Annotated in this window: 21 protein-coding genes and 1 riboswitch; of the genes, 17 read left to right on the top strand and 4 right to left on the bottom strand. The window is 41.1% G+C overall.

Annotated features, from left to right (window positions below; translation table 11 throughout):
• Nucleotides 1-8 precede the first annotated feature (8 nt).
• The 13 genes from IPO83_18070 (at nt 9) to IPO83_18010 (ending at nt 10975) form a co-directional block, all read left to right on the top strand.
• On the top strand, nt 9-563 hold the full coding sequence (locus IPO83_18070) for a hypothetical protein (GenBank protein ID MBK9733164.1): 555 nt from the start codon (nt 9-11) through the stop codon (nt 561-563).
• A 58-nt stretch (nt 564-621) separates the two neighbouring features.
• Complete coding sequence (locus IPO83_18065) at nt 622-2484, top strand: type VI secretion system baseplate subunit TssF (protein MBK9733163.1); 1863 nt, start codon at nt 622-624, stop codon at nt 2482-2484.
• Complete coding sequence (locus IPO83_18060; protein ID MBK9733162.1) at nt 2481-3449, top strand: type VI secretion system baseplate subunit TssG; 969 nt, start codon at nt 2481-2483, stop codon at nt 3447-3449. Before IPO83_18065 ends, IPO83_18060 begins: the two co-directional genes overlap by 4 nt.
• Before the next feature lie 158 nt (nt 3450-3607).
• A complete protein-coding gene (locus tag IPO83_18055) occupies nt 3608-4453 on the top strand; it encodes a hypothetical protein (protein MBK9733161.1) in 846 nt (281 codons plus the stop codon).
• Between the two features lie 9 nt (nt 4454-4462).
• Nucleotides 4463-5656 (top strand): hypothetical protein, encoded by a 1194-nt coding sequence (locus tag IPO83_18050; protein MBK9733160.1) that lies wholly within the window; start codon nt 4463-4465, stop codon nt 5654-5656.
• A gap of 190 nt (nt 5657-5846) precedes the next feature.
• The gene (locus IPO83_18045) at nt 5847-6356 is read left to right on the top strand and encodes a hypothetical protein (GenBank protein MBK9733159.1); all 510 of its coding nucleotides are present in this window, start codon (nt 5847-5849) and stop codon (nt 6354-6356) included.
• A 2-nt stretch (nt 6357-6358) separates the two neighbouring features.
• Entirely contained in the window at nt 6359-6616 is a 258-nt protein-coding gene (locus tag IPO83_18040; protein MBK9733158.1) for a hypothetical protein, read from the top strand.
• 110 nt (nt 6617-6726) lie between these two features.
• On the top strand, nt 6727-7140 hold the full coding sequence (locus IPO83_18035; GenBank protein MBK9733157.1) for a hypothetical protein: 414 nt from the start codon (nt 6727-6729) through the stop codon (nt 7138-7140).
• 8 nt (nt 7141-7148) lie between these two features.
• On the top strand, nt 7149-7616 hold the full coding sequence (locus tag IPO83_18030; GenBank protein MBK9733156.1) for a PAAR domain-containing protein: 468 nt from the start codon (nt 7149-7151) through the stop codon (nt 7614-7616).
• Between the two features lie 87 nt (nt 7617-7703).
• On the top strand, nt 7704-8831 hold the full coding sequence (locus IPO83_18025; GenBank protein MBK9733155.1) for a hypothetical protein: 1128 nt from the start codon (nt 7704-7706) through the stop codon (nt 8829-8831).
• Between the two features lie 67 nt (nt 8832-8898).
• The gene (locus tag IPO83_18020; protein ID MBK9733154.1) at nt 8899-9327 is read left to right on the top strand and encodes a hypothetical protein; all 429 of its coding nucleotides are present in this window, start codon (nt 8899-8901) and stop codon (nt 9325-9327) included.
• A 141-nt stretch (nt 9328-9468) separates the two neighbouring features.
• The gene (locus tag IPO83_18015) at nt 9469-10104 is read left to right on the top strand and encodes a DUF4123 domain-containing protein (protein MBK9733153.1); all 636 of its coding nucleotides are present in this window, start codon (nt 9469-9471) and stop codon (nt 10102-10104) included.
• A 58-nt stretch (nt 10105-10162) separates the two neighbouring features.
• Nucleotides 10163-10975, top strand: coding sequence for a hypothetical protein (locus IPO83_18010; protein ID MBK9733152.1), 813 nt, complete (start codon nt 10163-10165; stop codon nt 10973-10975).
• Nucleotides 10976-11241: 266 nt separating this feature from the next.
• Here IPO83_18010 and IPO83_18005 read toward each other — a convergent pair whose 3' ends face one another.
• Nucleotides 11242-11571 carry a hypothetical protein gene (locus tag IPO83_18005; GenBank protein MBK9733151.1) on the bottom strand — a complete coding sequence of 110 codons (330 nt, stop codon included), beginning with the start codon at nt 11569-11571 and terminating at the stop codon, nt 11242-11244.
• A gap of 177 nt (nt 11572-11748) precedes the next feature.
• Here IPO83_18005 and IPO83_18000 point away from each other — a divergent pair, with 177 nt between their 5' ends.
• Both IPO83_18000 and IPO83_17995 read left to right on the top strand, forming a co-directional pair.
• Nucleotides 11749-13386 (top strand): T9SS type A sorting domain-containing protein, encoded by a 1638-nt coding sequence (locus IPO83_18000; GenBank protein ID MBK9733150.1) that lies wholly within the window; start codon nt 11749-11751, stop codon nt 13384-13386.
• A 398-nt stretch (nt 13387-13784) separates the two neighbouring features.
• Nucleotides 13785-14357, top strand: a complete 573-nt coding sequence (locus IPO83_17995; GenBank protein MBK9733149.1) for a transposase — start codon at nt 13785-13787, stop codon at nt 14355-14357.
• An 814-nt stretch (nt 14358-15171) separates the two neighbouring features.
• On the opposite strand, the gene IPO83_17990 is transcribed toward IPO83_17995, so the two are convergent.
• Both IPO83_17990 and IPO83_17985 read right to left on the bottom strand, forming a co-directional pair.
• Nucleotides 15172-15642 carry a GNAT family N-acetyltransferase gene (locus tag IPO83_17990; GenBank protein ID MBK9733148.1) on the bottom strand — a complete coding sequence of 157 codons (471 nt, stop codon included), beginning with the start codon at nt 15640-15642 and terminating at the stop codon, nt 15172-15174.
• Between the two features lie 182 nt (nt 15643-15824).
• The gene (locus tag IPO83_17985) at nt 15825-17426 is read right to left on the bottom strand and encodes a T9SS type A sorting domain-containing protein (GenBank protein MBK9733147.1); all 1602 of its coding nucleotides are present in this window, start codon (nt 17424-17426) and stop codon (nt 15825-15827) included.
• 288 nt (nt 17427-17714) lie between these two features.
• Here IPO83_17985 and fbp point away from each other — a divergent pair, with 288 nt between their 5' ends.
• On the top strand, nt 17715-18761 hold the full coding sequence (gene fbp, locus IPO83_17980) for a class 1 fructose-bisphosphatase (GenBank protein ID MBK9733146.1): 1047 nt from the start codon (nt 17715-17717) through the stop codon (nt 18759-18761).
• A 51-nt stretch (nt 18762-18812) separates the two neighbouring features.
• On the opposite strand, the gene rnhA is transcribed toward fbp, so the two are convergent.
• A complete protein-coding gene (gene rnhA, locus IPO83_17975; protein ID MBK9733145.1) occupies nt 18813-19289 on the bottom strand; it encodes a ribonuclease HI in 477 nt (158 codons plus the stop codon).
• Between the two features lie 131 nt (nt 19290-19420).
• Between rnhA and IPO83_17970 the strand changes: the two genes are divergently transcribed.
• Nucleotides 19421-20071: a hypothetical protein gene (locus IPO83_17970; GenBank protein ID MBK9733144.1), complete on the top strand. Its 651-nt coding sequence runs from the start codon at nt 19421-19423 to the stop codon at nt 20069-20071.
• A gap of 339 nt (nt 20072-20410) precedes the next feature.
• A riboswitch (cobalamin riboswitch) is annotated at nt 20411-20625 on the top strand.
• Nucleotides 20626-20660: the final 35 nt, after the last annotated feature.

The raw sequence follows: 20660 nt of genomic DNA, 5'->3' as shown, positions 1-20660 counted from the left end.
TCTTTTCTATGGAACTAAACCAGGTAAGTATTTCATTTTCAGCGTCAGCCCGCCAGGACTGTGTTTCAGATGCTACAATTACCTTGTTAAAGCAAATTGGTGCAGAATCAGGCAACAGGAACTTGCTGATCACCAGTACAGCACGTTCTCCGAATGATCAGGCGAGGATTATGTTTGATAACTGTACAAAACTGGGGATTGCATCGCAGTACAAACTTTACGGACATAATGGCGACAAGGTTATAAAGGTTTTTGAAGAAGCAGTTAAGGAAAAGGATTTTAAGCGGGATGAGGTAATTGCCAGGATGGAAACAAAGATCCGCGAGATAGGTCCGGGTAAAGTTAGCAAGCATTGTGCTGACCCATCTTCAATCAACGTAGTTGACATCCCGTTTTCATCCGTAAGAGATAAGAATAAATTTAGAAAAGCCATTAATAAATATTCTCCCAACCCGATCTCGCGTTTCCTGGAAGAAGGAGAAAATAAATGTTTTCATATTGAGATTTCGAAAAGGAAAACCAATGTTGAGGCTTTCTTTTACCCGGGAACAGTGGTGGTTTAGATCATTCAGGAATGATTCGCTGCGTCGGCACATGCTAAGTGAATAAAATGCAATTTTTATGGCGGTTAACAACCTGGCTAAAGAAAAGATAAAAACTAGAATGCTGAAAAATGCTGCCCGTTTATGGGGAGCGGAAGATACGGATGTGGAAGTTTCTTTCGATCCTGTAGTAAGCATGCTGATTGAAGGTTGTGTAAATGAAGTAGAGAAGATCAATGATGATATCGCGAACACACAGTTCAGGGTAATCAATCGCATAGCGGAGCTACTTACGCCTGACGTGATAACAGCACCTTATCCCGCACATGCTATTATTTATGCAAGGCCTACAGAGGCGCAAACTACTATTTCACCGGAGGTTCAGTTCTTTCACAATAAGAAAATTTCTGGGGCATCAGCAACACAACAGGAAACTTCTAAGGAAATATTTTTTTCTCCTCTTTCAACATTCAGCCTTATTGATGGCAGTGTATGTTATCTTGCTTTTGCTGACCGAATCTATTCGGTTCAAAATGGTTATCAGAAAAGTATCGTGATGGAAGCGGACAGCAGGAGGAGACTGGAAAACAATACCCTCTGGATAGGCGTCGAATTAAATTCAGAAATTCCGACGCTTGACGGGATTGCTTTTTATTTTGATATCAGGAACAACCCTGAAAGCAGGCTTTTTTATAACCTGTTACCTCATGCCAAATGGATGATTGAGGAAGAACTTATCGGGACAGAAGCAGGCTTGACCGCAAATGATCAAAAAAGGCAAATTGAGGATGAGTTTGACCTGAATAAGAGGATTAGTTCTGAAATAGGACAGTTGTATGATAAGTGTTTTATCAAAGTCACTGAGTTTCCAAAGCGGCCACTTAAAAGCCTGAAAAGAAAATATCCTGAAAAATTTTCGGAGGCATTTCGCTCTGCAGATCTGGATAAAATCAATGAGCAACTGGTTTGGCTGAAAGTAGTTTTTCCTCCTGCTATTACTGAATCTTTGCTCGGAGATGTGCTCTGTAATGTGAATTGTTTACCAATTGTTAACAAGCACCTCAATGAATTTACATTCCGGCTTCAGTCTAATTTAAACATTGTACCTCTTTCCACCTCTGATTTTTTTCTAAGTGTTTATAAAGTAACTTCATCCGACAGGTTCGAGTATTTGTCCAATCCACTTTCAAGCTCACGTGCATACAGCGCGGGCACCTATATGCTGAGGCAGGGCGGCATTCAGCGTTTCGACCAGCGAAATGCAACTGAAACAATTCATTACCTTCTTGATCTGCTTCGTGATGAAAGTGCTGCATTCGCCTTGTTAGGAAATGACTTTCTTACTTCAGTAATAAAAGAGTTTAATTCTTTGATTGCACTGCTTGAACAACGGGCAGGAAATACGCAGGCCAATGGTGAGCCAACATCTTATCTCATTATGAATCCGAGACAGGCAGGTGAAAATGTCTTTCTATCATTCTGGTCGTCCAATGGCGACCTGGCAAATAACATCAGGGCAGGTAACAGGCTTGAATTGTATGGAGGAGGGGATGTGCGAAGCGATTCGCTTTACCTGATGACCAGTACCAAAGGAGGTAAGAACAGGTTGAATGATTTGGAGCGACTGAATGCTTTTAGAAGCTCGTTGATTGCGCGTGGCAGAATTGTTACTCCCAACGACATCAGGCTTTTTTGTGAAAATGAATTGGGTGAAAACCTAAAGGATGTAAAAGTGAAAAAGGGATTTTCGGTAGGCAGTGATGCAAAAACGGGATTTATTCAAACTATTGAAGTAACTATTTTTCCATCTGAGAAGTTAAGGTCTTCTGCTGAACAATGGGAAGGTATCTGCACTGATCTTACGGAAAAACTACAGCAGCGTTCCTCTTCTTTTATACCTTTCAGGGTGACAATAGAAAAAGAAAAAGCAAAGAAAAGATGACCACCATCATTGAAGCCATACGTGCTATCATTCCCCAATTACCATTTGACATACGTGCTGAAGTGGTAGCCGCTGACATGATATTACGTGGCTTCACACAGGAAGATATAGTCGTGGTTCCGCAGAGTTTATTCAAAAGACGTTTTGAGAAAGATATTTTGGAGGTTGCAGTAAAAGAAACCAAGAACGGGAAAGAGTATTGCGCTATCGCCGTTTCTCGTGAAGGAATTTATGATGCATTGCCACAGGCGCTGGTGCACAGCTCGCGGCGTTCAAAGGGGCAGGGCATGAAATCAAAGGATGAAATGTTGGATGAAATCAAATTACGAAAAAGAGAAGAGAAATTTGCCCGCCAGTTTTTCCTTCCGTTTGAAAATGAATTTTCACACCAGCGAGTTGTACTGGAACAGGAAGAGCAGAATATCCTGAAAGCATATCAAAGTCAGTCAAGATATACGGAGTTGCTGGATCAGTTCTGGAAGTTACCGGAAGCTTTAAGCGTGGAGCAGAAAGCTAAGTTGATTTACATTCTACCTATTTTAAATAAAATCGTTGGTAATCTTTACCTGATGGAACTTTGTTATCGATTGATTCTGGATTTGCCGGTGAAACTTGACGTTGAGTTCGGCAATTGGTTTTCAACCAATAACCGGTTTGTTTTGAATGAAGAAACCACTGTTCTGGGAGTGAATACAGCTTGCGGAACAACAGGTACTCATGGCAGACCAATCATGGTAATGAGTCTCGGTCCAATTCCATCGGTTCAGGTTCCACAGTATGTTGCAGGGAATAAAAAGCATTCAGAAATTCTGTCGCTCAATGATTTCTTACTGCCCTTAGATGTAGATTATAAGATTAACTTTATTGTTGAAATGGAGCAGGAGATAAGATTATCTGAAAATAGCAATGTGCGGTTAGGATACAATTTTTTGATGCCTGGTAACAATAAAGCAATAGTGAATTAGGAATCTCTTCTAATTTAATGCAAACCTCGCATTGAAAACAGTTCACGTTCAGTAGTGGAGATTTCTACCCTTTCCTTTGGAGAGGGCGTGAGGATAGAAATTTGAAGATGGTCACATTTTAAGAAACAAACTAATTAATCAATCATAAATACCATTTAATGTTTCAATCAGCAGCATCCAGCGCGAGAGGTCAGGCAAGATCCGCAGCCTCAAATGAAATGACGAGGGTCAGTAAGAATAAATTTTTCAAATACCTTCTTGTCGCTTTTGTATTAGGAGCAGTCACTTCAATGGTTGGTTTTCTTCCCATGATCAATCCTCAATGGGTGCATTTGATGCTGATGGCTATTTTGATCTTACTAGGTATTCTGCATCTTTCAGAAATGAGCAGAAGGTTTGGATGGTCTGCCAATAATGACTTGCAAGCCGAGTTTCTTTTTACCCTGTCGGTGATGTTGGTTGGATGTATCGGTTTCGCTATCGCATTTTATGCAGCGGGAAGATACATACCCGCTCCTTCTTTCATGAACAATGGATATACAGGGCTGATGTCGGCTGCGTTTATCATTTTTCCACTTCCCTGGTTGCTTGAAAAATCATTTAACATGGCCATCAGCATACCACCGGAGCGCTATAAAGAATGGCTGTTTCCGACACGTACCATCGTGCCTGATGAATCCATTGACCGGAGCAGATATGCGGCAGTTACAATCGTTCTTCCAAAGAAGTATGGGGATTCGATGAATTCCAATTTGCAGGGGAAAGCATTTTACGAGATTAAACTGGGTGATATGTTCTATTTCTATATCCAGGAATGGAACTATAAGTATCCCAATGATAAAATTCAGTATCTTGACGATGAAAATAAATCCTTCGGTTGGTATTTTTACATCAAGGATAAATGGTGGCAGTCGAAGAGGTATCTTGATCCTGACTTAACCATTTACCAGAATGGCATCCGAATCAATCAGATCATTAAAGGGGAACGAGTTAAACTACAGTAACAACCGCACATGCTTCCTGAAATAAAATTTTGGCCTGTAAACTGGGTGGATGGAATGAAAGTGTCCGACCGACATTTTATCCAACAGGAACAGTCCTTCACTGACCGGCTTCGTGATTATGCTGCCATGTGGATGACCAGTTTTAACTATGGGTTGCTGCTCCCTGCTCCTGGTTTCCGATCTTCACTTGAATTAACTTTTCATGCTGATCAGGCGAAATTGATCCGTGTTAAGGTAAGTGAATGCAGGGCCATTACACCTGGAGGGGCAAGGATTGAAATATCTTCAAATGACTCTAAGGATGTACAATTCTTTCACAGGGAAATTGAAACCGACTATAAGATTAAAAGTGTTACAGCATCAAAACTGGATATAGTGATAGTGGTAAATCCTTTTTCAAGGGTTCCTTCAGGATCTTCAGATCCGGCTGAGACACCAAGTCGTTCCCCATTTACATTGCCGGAATGCCGGCTGGAAATTATCCCTTCTGATCAGATCAATCAGAATGAACCGTCGGCTTTTAACATTACCATCGGTAAAATAAATGTAACAGGTGAGGACATTGTACTTGATGAGTCCTATATTCCTGCGTGTACCAGCATTAACAGCTATAAACTGCTGGAAGATCAATACCAGTTGATGACGAGGCAGCTTTTCGAAATGGGTGCTTCAGCGATGGTTATAACGCAAAAAATTAATTCAGAACCTAAGAAGACAGAGTTGGCAAATAATGTTTTTTATCTCTCGGAGAAGGTGTTAAGTTATCTATCCATGGTAATTCCTCAGCACCGGATGACGGTATTACAAGGCCCACCTGTTTTGATGATAGAAAAGCTTTCATCACTCGGCTATGTTATCAGTGCAGCGGTGAATTCTGTGCCTGATAAGGAGAAGGAGAAAATGTTCAATTATTTCAAGCAATGGACAGAGTTGTCGCAGTCGCAGTTTGAAGGTTCTGTGATGTCGGTGATGAATATTGAATACAATCACCAGGACATTGCCAAATCCCTTCAGACAGTAACCAGGTTTGTTTCGGTAGTTGCAAAGCTCTTCAAACAGTTGAGCAAGCTCAAGTATATTGGTGAGCAAAAGGATTCCGGTATTGTGATTGGAGAAACAATAGAGCCAGTTGTAAGACCGGAAAGGTCTCCGATCCGGGAGCCTGAAAGAAAAAATGCCGGCTGGGGTTTTCTGATGGATTAAATGGTGATTGATGAATAGTAAATAGTAAATAGTGAATGCACTAATTCAGAATTACTCATTGATAAGAGAGATGGCGCGGAAATCGAAAATCAAAAATCAAAAATCGTCAATCGAAAATCGGTAAAGAAAAATCACTTTCAGATTCCATCTTTTCTTTCCATCTTGTAGAAAAAAATATTGTACTGTGAGCATGAAACCCCTCAATCAAAAGGAAAGAAACAATCTGTTCTTTCAGTTTTTAGTGTTTTACGTGGCTTCTATTATTGTGGTGTTGTTTGCTGCGTTTGGGAATGTTCAGATGAATCAGCAACAGAATGAGAAACTAAATTCAGATATCAACAAATTAAAAAAGGAAGTGAGTGCTTCAGATGATTTTTTTATGCACATGGGGAAAGTTGAAGGAATAATATCGCGGGTGACAAATTCTGATCAAGCAATACATTTAGATGAGGCATTTCAAAAAGAAAAGAGAGTATTGTCCCAACTTGCTGACCAACAAGATTCATTGCGAGTAAATTATTTAGGATGGTATAATATAATAAATGGCTATAATTTAAGGTGGGAAGATAAAAAGAATATGACTGACCAGGATAAATTAGTACAATCTATTAAAGAGAAGGATGCAAAAATTGAACAGATGACAAAGGATTATGCAAAACTAGATAGGGACTTTAGTACTTATGTTAAAACCCATAATTAGTCATGATCAAATATCAAAAAGCAAAACTTGAGATTGATCTGCGAGGTAGACATGATGGCGTAAGGGTTGATCCATCAGAAAATTCTGTTTCATATCCTATTTCAAAGAATTCAATGGTTGAGGTAATTGATGAAAATATCAATGAGGTTTGTATAAGGGTCACCTACAATAACACTGGTTCTGCAGGCATACACAATTGGGAAACTATTAAACTTTGGATTAACAGGAAATATTTTGGATCGGTGATTTCTTTTTATTAGAAATAGAGTAAAGGATAAATTCGGAAATAGTAAAACTTAATACGCGTCAAATTGCTCTCCTCATTTGATAAATGAACCTTAGTTTTTGAATAAAAGGGTGGGATAATAATATGGCATTAAGAAGTTTTTCAAAAGGAGAATTAGTTCTCAATAATGAGGATGCCCTTAAAGTTTTTGCTTTTTTTTTCGAAGATACTCATGGAATTACTTCGAAAGAAATTACGGATCAGGATCGTGCCTTCGCACAAGCTTTAATGGTTGAGGCAATTCAATCAAGCCAGGCATTTGGTGTGACAGAGATCTTATTCAAACTTTTTGGAACTGGTACTGCCTCAAAATTTAGCATTGTAAAGGGAATAACTGAATTCATAATTAAGAAGGGTAAATCACTATGGTTTAATAATAACATTAAGCATCCCGTGATTTACGAAACAATTAGAAAAACCATTGCATATGCATTTGTGCACTCAGAATGGGGGGCAAGGTGGGCAACAGGCGAATACTTAAATCAATATCTAAAATAAGTACAAATATGGGTAAGCCTGCAGCACGGATTGGAGATATGCATATCTGCCCCATGACTGATGGGCCCAAGCCACACGTAGGAGGGCCGGTTGTTGGACCAGGTGTTCCTACTGTGCTTATCGGGGGAGTGCCTGCTGCGGTGATGGGAGATATGTGTACTTGCGTAAGTCCTGCACCTGATTCAATTGTTTTGGGATCGATGGGTGTTATGATTGGAGGAAAACCGGCAGCGAGGATGGGTGACATGTGCGCGCACGGCGGAGCAATTACATTAGGATGTCCAACAGTTTTGGTTGGTGAAATGATGATGGGGGCAGTTACTCCACAATCAATAATGCCTTATATTATTAATGCAATGCAAAATATGCCTCCTTTTATTGCTGCAAAAGTTGCCCAGATCGCAACACTTATGGAAGCTGCTAGAAATGGAACTCCTTTTTGCGAAAAATGTGTAGTGTCTATACTAAAATCTTGATAAATGATTACAGTAAATATATAATGATGGATTAACATCACAATTTGTTATGATTATGATTAATGTTATTAAGGAATTTTAAGCACGATGGCATTTATAATAACATTGAAACAAATTCAGCAATTAAAAGCGATAATATCAGCAATATTAGAATTACACACCTCTGCTCCTCAACTTCCTAATACAATTCCAACCAACGTCCCATCAATAGAAGGAGTTTCATCTCTTTCAACAGATCTGAAACTAGGCCTTAATTCATCAACTCCTGGAAGCTCCATACAGACTCCAATTCCCACACCTACACCGGCACCTCAGCCCATACAACCCTGTATTTTCGCAGAAAAAACTGTTTGGATGCGTTATGGAAGCAAGGGTGGGCCGGCTTTTCCAACTAATAGCAAATTGCTAAAGGATTATGATGGATGGGATGAGAAAACGACTAAATCTGAAAAATGCATTATGACTTGTGGGACAGAAGCTGAAGGCGGTGCATTCGATGCTGTCCAAGGATATGATAGTGAGATTATTACTGTTGGTGCCATGCAAAAAACTGTTGACCCATCAGGTTTCGGTCAATTGCCGAAGCAGCTTGCTGACTTTAGAAAAATTGACCCTGAAAAATTTGAAGAACTATTCTTCAAAAAGGGTATAATAATAAAAGAAGAAAAAAATCCAGCAAGTGACTCAAAAGAGCCAAGACTATATTACAAAGACCCCTATAATGACAAGGCAACCGAAATTACTGGGGCGGATTTAAAAAAAGTAGTAAATCAAGATGGAAATAAAGATGAATGGGTAAAGGAAGAGAATGCAACATCTTCCAATAATATAACTTCCATTTTTCGAGATGCTGGAAATGATCCTGACTTTCAAAAACAGCAAGTAAATGATATTCAATTTCAAATGAATGCTGCCATTAGTCAAAAACCTAAAGGATATGATTATCCCATTTCAGATTACATGACATCTGACAAAGGTAGGGCTACAATATTAGATCAAAGAATAAATCGACCCGGATATGTGAAGGACGATTTTGGGGCAGCTGTAGATAGATTCTATGAAAAAAATCCGAAAGTTTCTAAAAATCCTGCGGAGTGGGGTGAGAATCGGGCAACATATGAACAAGGAATACTCGAAGATTATGGCGTGAGTAGGCGTGGCACTGATATGGAAAGTCGTTTTAATAAAATTAAAAACTGTCAATGTGAATCTTAAATATAAAATATTTATTTCTTCCATTGTGATTTTTGGTATCTTAACTTGTTTCAGTAAAATAAAAACTATGAATTCCCCATTACAGGTTCTTCAGCTTAATCATTCTGTGTATTTTGAAAATAGGATACTAAATGGGCCAAGTGATTTGAATATATTCAGTACCATTTGTATCAAGCATAATGAAACTGACCAAATTTTTAAAATAGAAATTCAACAGGTTAATGCAGGTTACCTGGAAAACCAGGAAAACATTTCGCCGGACAAAAGATATCTTCTTGTTTATAAAATAAGCAACATCATAGACTCGGGCTCTCACCTTACTTGGTCTATTTTGGTTTTAGATTTGCAGACGAACAGTTTTATCGGATTCCAAACAAAAGAACAAATAGCGGTAACTAATGATAACTTTATAGAATGGGTCGATACTTTACCACATGTGATAAAGATTTCAACTCAAGAGGCTGGAAAATTTGAATACGCAGAACCAACAAAATAGTTGGTTTATCTTCTTTCATAATGTAATCCATGAAGTAGATTCGTGATTAAATTCAAGTAAAAAAAATTACCGAGAGCATTCATGCAATTTCAATTTTAGCCATCGAGTCCAGTAAAACATTGCAGTACTAACTAACTTATAATGTCTGTCAAAGATCAACAACAACTGCACTTTACTTATTCCATCCTCGATGCCGCCCGCATCTTTGGTGAGTTGGATACTGCTCAACAACTGCAAACTAATTTTTTGAGCTTATACATGGGACAAAGTGAGGAGTTGTTAAGTTCTGTTGCGCCTTATTTGTTTCCTTACGAGTTGAACTCTGAATTTGGATCATGGTTATTGGAAAAAGGATGGGGTAATTCCTGGGGAATATTTGTTTCCACTTCCACTTCTATGGAGGAACTGCGCAAACATTTTAGAAAGTTTTTAATGGTGCAAACCGAAGATGGCAAGGAACTGTACTTCCGTTTCTATGACCCACGCGTACTTCGGATTTTCCTGCCTACCTGCGATGCGCAGCAGCTACAGGAGTTTTTTGGACCTGTAGAGCACTATGTGATGGAAGATGAAGATCAGGAGTATGCTCTTCTGTTTTCATTCGATGGAAAAAAACTGATAAGGGAAAGAATCAGCAAAAAGGATTTTAATGACTTCTTAGATAAGGGTGGAGTAAAGTTGAGCCAACGTATAAAACCAACCGCTTCGTTGGAAAATGAGGATGAGCAGAGAAGTGATGATAATCGATACAAAGGATGGAATTTCCTTTCGGACTGAAAACCGTGTCCTATCGAGTAATCTAAATTGTTTGAAGAAATCCTAATTCACGGCAATTATGATTAACATTCTCGTAGCAATTGATGGAACCGGTTCAGGCACTGATGAAAATGGAAGTGCAGGATGGAGAAAAAGTGATGGGAGCAATAGCTCAGTCTATAAATTTTGCCAGGACTTCAAAACACCTTATGGGTTTAAAAAGTATTTCGATGGCCCAAGTGAAAAACTAACAGGTCAGGACTCTATTGATATTTATGTGAATGCTTTCGGTTTTCTTACAGATGCATTTATATCAGCACAAAAGCAATTGCGGGATAAATTTATCAATATAAAAGATTGGAACGAACAAAAGGCAGAGGTTCTCAGGAATATTCAGATATGCCTTATAGGGCATAGCCGTGGCGGATTAATTGCTATAGAAATAGCAAAAAAGTTTCCATTAAAGCGGACATACTTTATGGGATTGTATGACGCTGTTGACCGGCAACCTTTTTTCGATGGTTCTGTGATCAGCAATGTTGATGTATTGTACCATGCCATGAGGAGTCCTAATACTTTCTCCCGTTCGTTATTTTCTAATGCAGGCACAAATATTTCTGCAGATGTAAAAAGCCGTAATACAAAAACCTTTTTCACTTCACATGGTGGCATTGGAGGAGATGCTGATTTTTATTTCAGTGAACTTACCGATTCATCATTCATTCAGTATGGAGCTGAGAGGATGGCTGATTCATTGATTGTAAAAACCTCTGTACTTTTTCATCATCCTTCCGAAGGTGTTTTTAAAGCAGAATCACTGAGGGCAGATAGCTGGATCAGGGATGGTGCTCAAAATGCGGGATTGCCGATTGGGAATTACTGTCCAATTTAAGAGGCAGATTAACTTTTGACAAGTGTATGGTTAATAAGTTAAAGGGCATATGCACAGAAGCCTAGAAGTGAATTTAAGTTGGTTACCTATTCGGTTACCCAATCTACTAAATTTTACAGAATAGTTGTCTGGTAAGGGTTTCGCAAGACCGTTCAGTTCCCTCCAGCTCCACGTGTGGTTAGTTGTGAGATTTCCAACCCGAATAATGAAAATGCCCGAACCTGCTTAAGGTTCGGGCATTGAATATTACGTGAAATTAAATTTCTTTAAAAAGTTGCTAACCCCGCACATGAGGAGGTTACATCTGGCATTTCAGCTACCATTGTAAGACTTCCATCATTGTTACGGCTGAAACTACCAATAGTATGTCCTTCGGCGCTCAGTTCAATCACATATTGTTCCTCCGGGCCGGCCACTACTACGTCGATAGGACTCGCTGCAGTTGTTGCAGCTACTGCCTGCAGTAAAGTAAGCTGGCCTCCATTGCTTACGGAATAGGAAGAAATAGTATTGCTTTCGGTATTATTGAAATTGTACTGAATGGGATTGATGTTGGGATGGATTGATTTTTTTCCGTCGGTTAAAACCGACGGCAAGAGATACTGGAGTCGGAATTATGGAGAATGTGGTAGACAATTAATTGTGTTGAATGGGATTGATGTTGGGAGGGATTGATTTTTTTCCGTTGGTTTGAAACCGTATGCACGATAAATAAATTATTCAATTGATTATATTGAGCAGGAATTCATTTCATACTCTCAAAACTCTCTTCTATGAAATCTACTTTTTACAAAGTTGCCGCCTGCATGGTTCTTTTCGGATGGACGTTTTTTCCGGCGATCTCTCATGCACAAATTTTTTCTTACACAAACTCTACGGTTGGTAATCCGTCGGCAGTTGCTGCCAATGCAAGTGGTTCCAATCTAACAAGAGTGAATGGTGCGGGTATTCCTACATCGCCTTGTTCTACCGGATTTTCATCTAATAAATTTACCAATGTCATGGTATTCAATACCAGCCAGAAAGCGATAGAATTTACTGTAACACCTAACAGCGGTTTTCAGCTCAACATTATTTCGTTGACGGCAGGACTGAGAAGAAGTTCAACCGGTCCGGCGCTTACACGGTTTGCCTACAGCGTTGATGGTGGAACTACCTGGATAGACGAAGGGGTCAACCATGCACCTAAGAATGCTGGCTGCGGCAGCGTGCTGAACTATACCTGGGATATTCCTGACTTCGCTATTTCAACGGCAGTGAAGGTGCGGATCTATGGCTTCAGTGCTTCGGCTACGGCGGGTACGCTACAGCTTTTGAATATTACGCTGGGCGGAACGGTGACAGGAATCAGCAGTGTAGATGATGACGGTGATGGGTTCTCTTCTTCTGTTGACTGTAACGATGGTGATCCGTCTATACATCCGGGTGCAACGGAAATATGCAATGGTGTAGATGAGAATTGTGACGGACAGGTGGATGAAGGAGCACAACAGACTTTTTATGCCGACAATGACAACGATAGTTTCGGAGATCCGTATGTAACTGCAATGGCGTGTACGGCTCCGGGAGGATTTGTTGTTAACAATGAAGATTGTGATGACGGGAACAGTTCAACGAATCCTGATGCGGCAGAAATTTGCAACGGAATGGATGATAACTGTAATGGAACTATTGATGAAGGTGTGCAACAAACTTTTTATCGTGATGCGGACCATGATGGTTTTGGTGATGCGAATGTATCTGAGCTTGCCTGTTCAGCTCCTTCAGGCTATGTTATGAATAACACTGACTGTAATGATGGAAGCGCAACCACTTATCCGGGGGCTCCTGATATTTGCAACGGCACTGATGATAACTGCAACGGTCAGATTGATGAAAATGCATTGACAGCAACTATTACTCCTGCCGGAACCATTACAGAATGTAAAGATGTAAAAGTGACACTTACAGCAAATACCGGTGCAGGAATAAGTTATGCCTGGTACCGCGACAATGTGATTATTGCCGGCGCAACTTCATCAACCTACAAAACGAAAAAGAAGGGAAGCTTCGTGGTAACAGAGAGCAACAGCTTTGGTTGCACGAGCACTTCAGCGATAACAAAAATAAAACGCATCACGTGTTTAGATAAAGAAGTGCAGGAGATCATAACACCTGCAACGGTGCAGGTTTTCCCGAACCCGAACAATGGTGCTTTTACTGTTCAATTGAACCTTGCCGGAAATGAAAATGATGTGGCTACTGTGGAAGTGATGAATGCTATTGGTCAGAAAATTTATTCGCAGCAGGTGGCAGTGAATGATGGAATGTTAACGCAGGACATCAGGCTGGATGTGAAAGACGGAATTTATATCGTGAGGATTGTAGTGGGGGGTGAGGTGTTTGTAAGTAATATTGTACGGCAGCAGTAGCGCGTTGGGAAAGAAATTCCACTGTCTCTATGTTCTCCTAAGGATACATAGGGCGGTGGAATTTTTTTTTCGGGCGAGCGCAAACGCTCAGCAGTTGTTTTGAAATCAATCAATATAATTGTTACATCGCTTACCCTTCGGCTGCGCTCAGGGTGCGCTTCTGGCAAAGCCGAACCAAAGAGCATTGTAAAAAAATTAATTGATTTCAAAACAGATTACTCCGCCGCCGTGTCTCCGCAAGTGGATTTGTGCTGTGAGCCAGCGGGACACGGGGGAATTCATAGCGCTTATGCCGTGTCTCGCTGTCTCTCCTCAAACCCGTCATTAAAGAAAGGGCGGAGGTGTAAAATTCGACGCCATAAAATCTCTTCCTATTCATTCTTTCATTATTTTTTTGGATGTCAGTAAAAACACTCCACGATCTTCCCAATGAATTGTATTTCTGTACATTCACCTGCACCAATTGGCTGCCATTGTTTGAAGATACAAAAACCTATGATCAAGTTTATGAGTGGTTTACAATTGCCAACGATAAAAACTTCAGGACTTGCGCTTTTGTGATCATGCCCAATCACCTGCATTTCATTATGGCAACTCCTTACAAAAATGCGAAATTAAATACCCTGGTCAGTAATGGAAAAAGATTCCTTGCATACGATATTGTAAACAGGTTGAAGAATTCCGGAAATGATTATTTGTTGAAGCAATTGGCAAATGAGGTTACTCCAAGCGATAGCAAGCGAGGTAAACTTCACCAGGTTTTCAAATCCTCCTTTGATGGGCGTCGTATCATCGATGAAAAAATGCTCTTTCAAAAGATCGAATACATTCATCATAATCCGGTTAGGGGTAAGTGGCGTTTGGTAAGTGACTTTGTTTTGTACGAACATTCCAGTGCAGCATTTTACGAATTGGGCAAGCCTTGTCAATTTCCAATAACACATTATGCAGAAATCCTGCACGGAAGGTGACAATCAGTTTTAAGGGTTGGGCATTGAATTCCCCCGTGTCCTGCTAGCTCACAGCACAAGGCTTTCAGCAGAGACACGAGGGCGGTGTAAAAGGTGACGATCAGTTTGAAAGGGTTGGGCATTGAATTCCCCGTGTCCTGCTAGCTCACAGCACAAGGCTTTCAGCAGAGAGACGGGGGCGGTGTAAAAGGTGACGATCAGTTTGAAAGGGTTGGGCATTGAATTCCCCCATGTCCTGCTAGCTCACAGCACAAGGCTTTCAGCAGAGACACGAGGGCGGTGTAAAAGGTGACGATCAGTTTGAAAGGGTTGGGCATTGAATTCCCCCGTGTCCTGCTAGCTCACAGCACAAGGCTTTCAGCAGAGACACGGGGGCGGTGTAAAAGGTGACAATCAGTTTTAAGGTTGGGCATATCCCCCGTGTCCTGCTGCTCACGCCAAGGCTTTCAGCAGAGACACGGGGGCGGTGTAAGGTGACGATCAGTTTGAAAGAGTTGGGCATTGAATTCCCCCGTGTCCTCCTAGCTCACAGCACAAGGCTTTCAGCAGAGAGACGGGGGAGGTGTAAAAGGTTACGATCAGTTTGAAAGGGTTGGGCATTGAATTCCCCCGTGTCCTGCTGGCTCACAGCACAAGGCTTTCAGCAGAGACACGGGGGCGGTGTAAATCCTGCACGGAAGATGACAATCAGTTTGAAAGGGGTGGGAAATGAATTCCCCCGTGTCCTGCTAGCTCACAGCACAAGGCTTTCAGCAGAGACACGGGGGCGGTGTAGGGTGTTTCCATTGAAATTAGTTTCCTATGGCGAGGTTGTCTAAAACAACCTTTCGAGATCTGCTTTCATTAGTTTGCAGGTGATCCATTCAGGATCGAGATTGGAATTGTATTTTTTATAAAAATTTATAGCAGGCTCATTCCATTCGAGCACATGCCACCTGAGCAGATTCGCTCCAATGGATTTTGCAAATGCACCAACGCCATCAAATAATTGCTTCCCGATTCCATGGCCACGAAATTTTTCTGTAATTACAATGTCGTCGAGATAGATGTATTTTCCTTTCCATGTTGAATAGGCAGTATAATATATGGCAACACCGACAACCATTCCATCTAATTCAGCTACATGAGAAAAGAAGGAAGGTTGCTCCCCAAATCCATCCTGCTCCATCCGTTCGATCGTGTTGCTTACTTCCTGCGGCGCTTTTTCATATGCGGCCAATTCTTTAATCAATGCCAGCATTGCAGGCACATCTTTTTTTTCCGCTTTGCGAATAATTGCATTCATATTGATTTGGGATTGCAGGGTCTTAAAAAAAACCATGTCCGCAAAGGTATAAATTCAATAAGGTTCCCGATAGTTGAAACAGCAAAAGTGACGGAATGCATCCATCGGATAGCTTGCGCAGGCCCTTGAGCAACGCGCTATCCGATGGATGGGAGAGAGACTGTTGGGAGATCAGCGTTGGCTTAATCCTGAATTACCATGGAGCTGCAGTATGCATTTGCTCCTATGAAAATCTTAAGAAAGTAAACATCGGAAGTAACGAATTTCGAAACGTTCAATGATTCTTTCAGCAAACCATCATGCATTTCAAGTTGACCTTCATAAACTTTCTGACCCTGCAAATTGAACAGTTGTGCATTTACCTGACCTGAATAATGTGTCGCATCATTTAAAGCAATGCAAAAATTGCCATTCGATGGATTTGGATAGATATTCAGTTTGATTTCATCATGCTTGAAATTCAATGCTGCCGAACCGGTAGCTACCACTTCGTCGCCTTTATAACGGACCACTCCCATGTTATTATTAGAACTGGCCGCGATGCCCACTGCAACAATCTTCCCATCAGCTTGCAATGCAATGCTTTCAATCTCTGAAAAGAAAGTAGAGATCTCTGACAGGGTGCTTCCATTGGTGCCGAAAGTGGAATCAATGGTGCCATCCTGATTAAAACGGCACAGGGCGAAATCGTTTGCGGCAAATCCTGAACCTGCAGTGCCGCCAAGCACAAGTTTTCCATTGGTTTGTACTGTAAGGTCGAGGCCTGCATCAATTGGCTTTAAGTTCAGTATTGATATTCCGTTCGTTCCGAAGGAAGAATCAATTATACCCGCATCGGTAAGGGCCATCACCAGAAAATCGCTTTCATAATTTGGAGCCCCTATTTTGCCGCCCAGCAGAATTTTATTATCTGCGGGGCTTCGTAAAATTGCATAAGCCATATCATCATCATTACTCAGGTCATACACAGCAATACCGTTGTTACCATAATTATTATCAAGTTGCCCGGAACTGTTCAGTTTAAACGTAAGTATCGCATAGTCGTCGGAGTTATTCTCAACATGACCTGCTGCAAGAATACCACCATCATCCATCAACAGCACATCTTCGGCAGATTCGTAATCATATCCTGCATCAATAATTGCGATACCATTGTTGCCATAAGTAAGATCCAATGAACCATTTGTATTCAAACGAAGCGCAAATGAATTCAGATAGGTGTAACCGTTAAAGCTGCAATTGCCTACCACTACTAATTTTCCATCCGGCTGTTCTTTAACGGCCAGTGCGATATCTTCGCCCGAACTAATCGGAATCATCAGGGTTCCGTTATCACCAAACGAAGCATCAGGTGTTCCATCTTCATTCAGTTGGGTTACAAATACATCTACCTGGAAATTAGCTTCGGCACCGCCCACAAAAAGGAGTTTTCCGTTTGAAAGTCTTTTCATCGAACGTACATACTGACTGTAACCCTGATAATCATAATAAGCAAAACCATTGTTTCCAAAAGTGTTGTCAATATTGCCATTATCATTCAACCTATACACCACCGCATCCCAATTTCCTGGCCCGGAAACTTCGGAAGCGCCACCAATCAGCATCTTACCATCTTCAAGGATTTCAACTGAGTAGGCATTGTCGAAACCCGTTGACGGCTTTAAGATTTTAACTCCATTGTTGGCAAAAGAAGAATCCAGCGTGCCCGGCACTTGGGACAGGGCGACATTTGTGCAGCAAAAAAACGTGGCACTTAAAAGAAAAAATTGTAAAGTTTGTTTCATGGGGTTTGGCTTGTTTTGTTTGCAATTAAAGAGTGGCAATGGTTAAAATGAAACATGGCTCATTTTATATTTTTATTTTGGCCGAAACTACAAATTTAATTTGCCGGGTTTTGTAGCAGAAATGCCTCAACCGGACCGTGGATTAAATTAATTTTTCAGGCGTTTCATTCACCTTGAATAAAGTTTTCCTTCAGTTATGTTTAAAAGGAAGTTATTTTATATTTGCAATGCCCGATGCGAATTCCGAAACAGGACTTCGCATTTGTTTTTCACCAACCTGTCACGAATATGAAAAGTTTACGAAAAGTAATCACCCTCGACGAATTCATTTTTCAGAATGAGAAGGATTTTCCTTTTGCTACAGGTGAGCTGAGCGGACTGCTTCGCGATATCGCCTTTGCGGCAAAAATCGTGAACCGCGAGGTAAACAAAGCCGGCCTGGTAGATATTCTTGGTACCACCGGTATCAACAACACAACCGGCGACGAAGTAAAGAAACTCGATATGTTTGCCAATGAGCAGTTTATCTCGGCACTCAGGGTAAGTGGTGAATGCTGCGGCATGGCTTCAGAAGAAAACGATGATTTCATTCCGATCGTAACAGAAGATTCGAGAAATGCGAAATATGTGGTGACGCTTGATCCACTCGATGGTTCTTCCAACATTGATGTGAACGTTGCCATCGGTACCATTTTCAGTATCTATCGCAGGCAGTCATTTTTCGGCCCGTGCACGATTGAAGATTTTATGCAGAAAGGATCAAGGCAGGTGGCTGCCGGATACATCATTTATGGTTCATCTACCATGATGGTGTACACAACAGGCAACGGCGTCAGCGGATTTACATTAGACCCTTCTATTGGTGAATTCTGTCTCTCGCATCCTGATATCAAATCTCCCGACCAGGGAAAAATTTACTCTGTGAACCAGGGTAACTTTCTGAAATTTGAAATGCCGGTGAAAGAATACATAACGTATTGCCAGTCGGAAGATAAAGCAACCAACCGTCCGTATTCGCTTCGTTATATCGGATCGTTGGTAGGCGACATTCACCGCAACCTGATGTACGGCGGTATCTTCATGTATCCTTCCACACGTACTTCCGTAAAAGGAAAATTGCGGTTGTTGTACGAATGTTTTCCAATGGCTTTTATTGTTGAACAGGCAGGAGGACGGGCAACTGACGGACATAAACGAATACTCGATATTCAACCTACTGAGCTACATGAGCGTTCACCGGTTTTCATGGGCTCGAAAGATATGGTGGGTAAACTGGAGGATTATATGAGCTCGTTAAGAGTAACTCAGGCGACACCTTCCGCAGTTTCTGCATAGCTCTTATGCAATGATTTTCTTACCGGGAATATTGCTCAGTGAAATTCTTTTTCATAAGGATCCTTCATATCCAAGATCAAGATTCAAATGCGATTGTTGTGAAGCATTTACAGCCAATTCATCACAGCGTTCATTCTCAAAATGACCATCGTGTCCTCTTATCCATTTAAAGGTAACGTTGTGCTTTTTATAGAGCGCAAGCAACCGCTGCCATAAGTCAGGGTTCTTTACTTTTTTCCAGCCTTTCTTTTCCCAGTTAAACAACCATCCCAGTTTAACTGCATCCACCACATATTTTGAATCACTCACCACCACCACATTACTTCCATTAATTTTAAGTGCTTCGAGACCTTTGATTACGGCCATCAGCTCCATGCGGTTATTGGTAGTTTTTATAAATCCTTCTGACAATTCTTTTTCATGGTTGCCGGACTTCAGAATCACACCGTAACCTCCAGGGCCCGGATTGCCGCTGCAGGCGCCGTCCGTATAAATATAAATTGTTGGGAGTTTGGTTGCCTGAATCATAAGTGAATTTGTCAAAGATAATTTTATGATCCGGAACCATCGTTGATAATAATTGACCATAAATAATCAATAAAATGGAGCTAACATATAATGAAAATACGATCAGTGCGTTAGACCGGAAAAAATAAGCCATGAGAAAAACATTTTTCCTGCTTGCACTGCCGGTTGCTGTGCTTGCGATTTCTTCCTGCAAGAAAACAGAAGAACCACAGGTATTTCCGCCTGTTATTTACCCCAACTATTCCCAACTGAAGGTGGGTAATTACTGGATTTACCAGGAATTTGATATTGCTGCTTCCGGTGTCTCCACCCCAAAAGATGTTTTTGACAGTTGTTATATTGAGAAGGACACTCTTATTGGCGGAGAGAAATATTTTAAGATGGTGAAGCCGTCTGTAATCACCATTACAGAAAATATTTATTTACGTGACTCACTTCATTATCTGATCACATCAACGGGAAGTATTTTATTTTCTTCTCAGGATTTTACTTCCATCTTTTCTTCTTATGCTTATGTAATTGAAACAGCAGATACTATTTGTACTGTTGAAAAGAAGATGAATGATCAGCCTGTAACTGTAAACACACCGGCAGGAACCTATCAAACGCTCGTTGCAACGGAAACTTTCAATATGTATCCGGGTTGGACGGCGGCGGGAAATCCCAGGGTTAAAAATACCTGCTATGCAGAGAATATTGGAGTCGTTACGGAAACACTTCCATTTTATCAGTCACTGCCAACTTATGTTGAAAGGAGATTGGTGCGGTATCATTTGAATTAGAGCTCATGCGATATTTAGAAGGCACAAGTCTTCCTTTCCTCATGGCTTTACTAAGACTTGCGCTAGTCGGGACGAAGTAAAGAAACTCGATATGTTTGCCAATGAGCAGTTTATCTCGGCACTCAGGGTAAGTGGTGTAACGGGAGATAATAAATTAGTTACATTGAATTCCCCCGTGTCCCCTTCGGGAGACACGGGGGCGGTGTAACTTGCGCCAGTCGGAATATTTGGAAGGCACAAGTCTTCCTTGCCTCGAGGCTTTACTAAGACTTGCGCCAGTCTGAGGGATCATTTTTTTCATAGAAGTGGACACTTTACTTCCCAATATTAAAAAATAATACCTTCGCACCGTTGAGTGGTTTCTCCCGATGAAGTCGGGGGATTAAAAGGGAACCCCGTGAAATCCGGGGACAGTTCCCGCTGCTGTAATTCCGGACTGGTAAAAAACCAGTTCATACTTTAGGCAACTACTGCCACTGTCCCGACTCGTCGCGATGGGAAGGCCGCCAAAAACCGGAAGAGTCAGAAGACCTGCCAGTCAACCGTCAGTCAATGCTTCGGGAAAAAGCAGAGATGAGTATTACCTGCT

The organism is Chitinophagaceae bacterium (genome assembly GCA_016717285.1).
Lineage (GTDB): Bacteria > Bacteroidota > Bacteroidia > Chitinophagales > UBA10324 > JACCZZ01.
The sequence above is the reverse complement of the archived record's forward strand: the minus strand, read 5'-3'. Positions and strand labels throughout refer to the sequence as shown.

Coding starts and splice junctions, on each gene's coding strand:
- IPO83_18070 (MBK9733164.1), top strand. CDS start 9: ATGGAACTAAACCAGGTAAGTATTTCATTTTCAGCGTCAGCCCGCCAG.
- IPO83_18065 (MBK9733163.1), top strand. CDS start 622: ATGGCGGTTAACAACCTGGCTAAAGAAAAGATAAAAACTAGAATGCTG.
- IPO83_18060 (MBK9733162.1), top strand. CDS start 2,481: ATGACCACCATCATTGAAGCCATACGTGCTATCATTCCCCAATTACCA.
- IPO83_18055 (MBK9733161.1), top strand. CDS start 3,608: ATGTTTCAATCAGCAGCATCCAGCGCGAGAGGTCAGGCAAGATCCGCA.
- IPO83_18050 (MBK9733160.1), top strand. CDS start 4,463: ATGCTTCCTGAAATAAAATTTTGGCCTGTAAACTGGGTGGATGGAATG.
- IPO83_18045 (MBK9733159.1), top strand. CDS start 5,847: ATGAAACCCCTCAATCAAAAGGAAAGAAACAATCTGTTCTTTCAGTTT.
- IPO83_18040 (MBK9733158.1), top strand. CDS start 6,359: ATGATCAAATATCAAAAAGCAAAACTTGAGATTGATCTGCGAGGTAGA.
- IPO83_18035 (MBK9733157.1), top strand. CDS start 6,727: ATGGCATTAAGAAGTTTTTCAAAAGGAGAATTAGTTCTCAATAATGAG.
- IPO83_18030 (MBK9733156.1), top strand. CDS start 7,149: ATGGGTAAGCCTGCAGCACGGATTGGAGATATGCATATCTGCCCCATG.
- IPO83_18025 (MBK9733155.1), top strand. CDS start 7,704: ATGGCATTTATAATAACATTGAAACAAATTCAGCAATTAAAAGCGATA.
- IPO83_18020 (MBK9733154.1), top strand. CDS start 8,899: ATGAATTCCCCATTACAGGTTCTTCAGCTTAATCATTCTGTGTATTTT.
- IPO83_18015 (MBK9733153.1), top strand. CDS start 9,469: ATGTCTGTCAAAGATCAACAACAACTGCACTTTACTTATTCCATCCTC.
- IPO83_18010 (MBK9733152.1), top strand. CDS start 10,163: ATGATTAACATTCTCGTAGCAATTGATGGAACCGGTTCAGGCACTGAT.
- IPO83_18000 (MBK9733150.1), top strand. CDS start 11,749: ATGAAATCTACTTTTTACAAAGTTGCCGCCTGCATGGTTCTTTTCGGA.
- IPO83_17995 (MBK9733149.1), top strand. CDS start 13,785: ATGTCAGTAAAAACACTCCACGATCTTCCCAATGAATTGTATTTCTGT.
- IPO83_17990 (MBK9733148.1), bottom strand. CDS start 15,642: ATGAATGCAATTATTCGCAAAGCGGAAAAAAAAGATGTGCCTGCAATG.
- IPO83_17985 (MBK9733147.1), bottom strand. CDS start 17,426: ATGAAACAAACTTTACAATTTTTTCTTTTAAGTGCCACGTTTTTTTGC.
- fbp (MBK9733146.1), top strand. CDS start 17,715: ATGAAAAGTTTACGAAAAGTAATCACCCTCGACGAATTCATTTTTCAG.
- rnhA (MBK9733145.1), bottom strand. CDS start 19,289: ATGATTCAGGCAACCAAACTCCCAACAATTTATATTTATACGGACGGC.
- IPO83_17970 (MBK9733144.1), top strand. CDS start 19,421: ATGAGAAAAACATTTTTCCTGCTTGCACTGCCGGTTGCTGTGCTTGCG.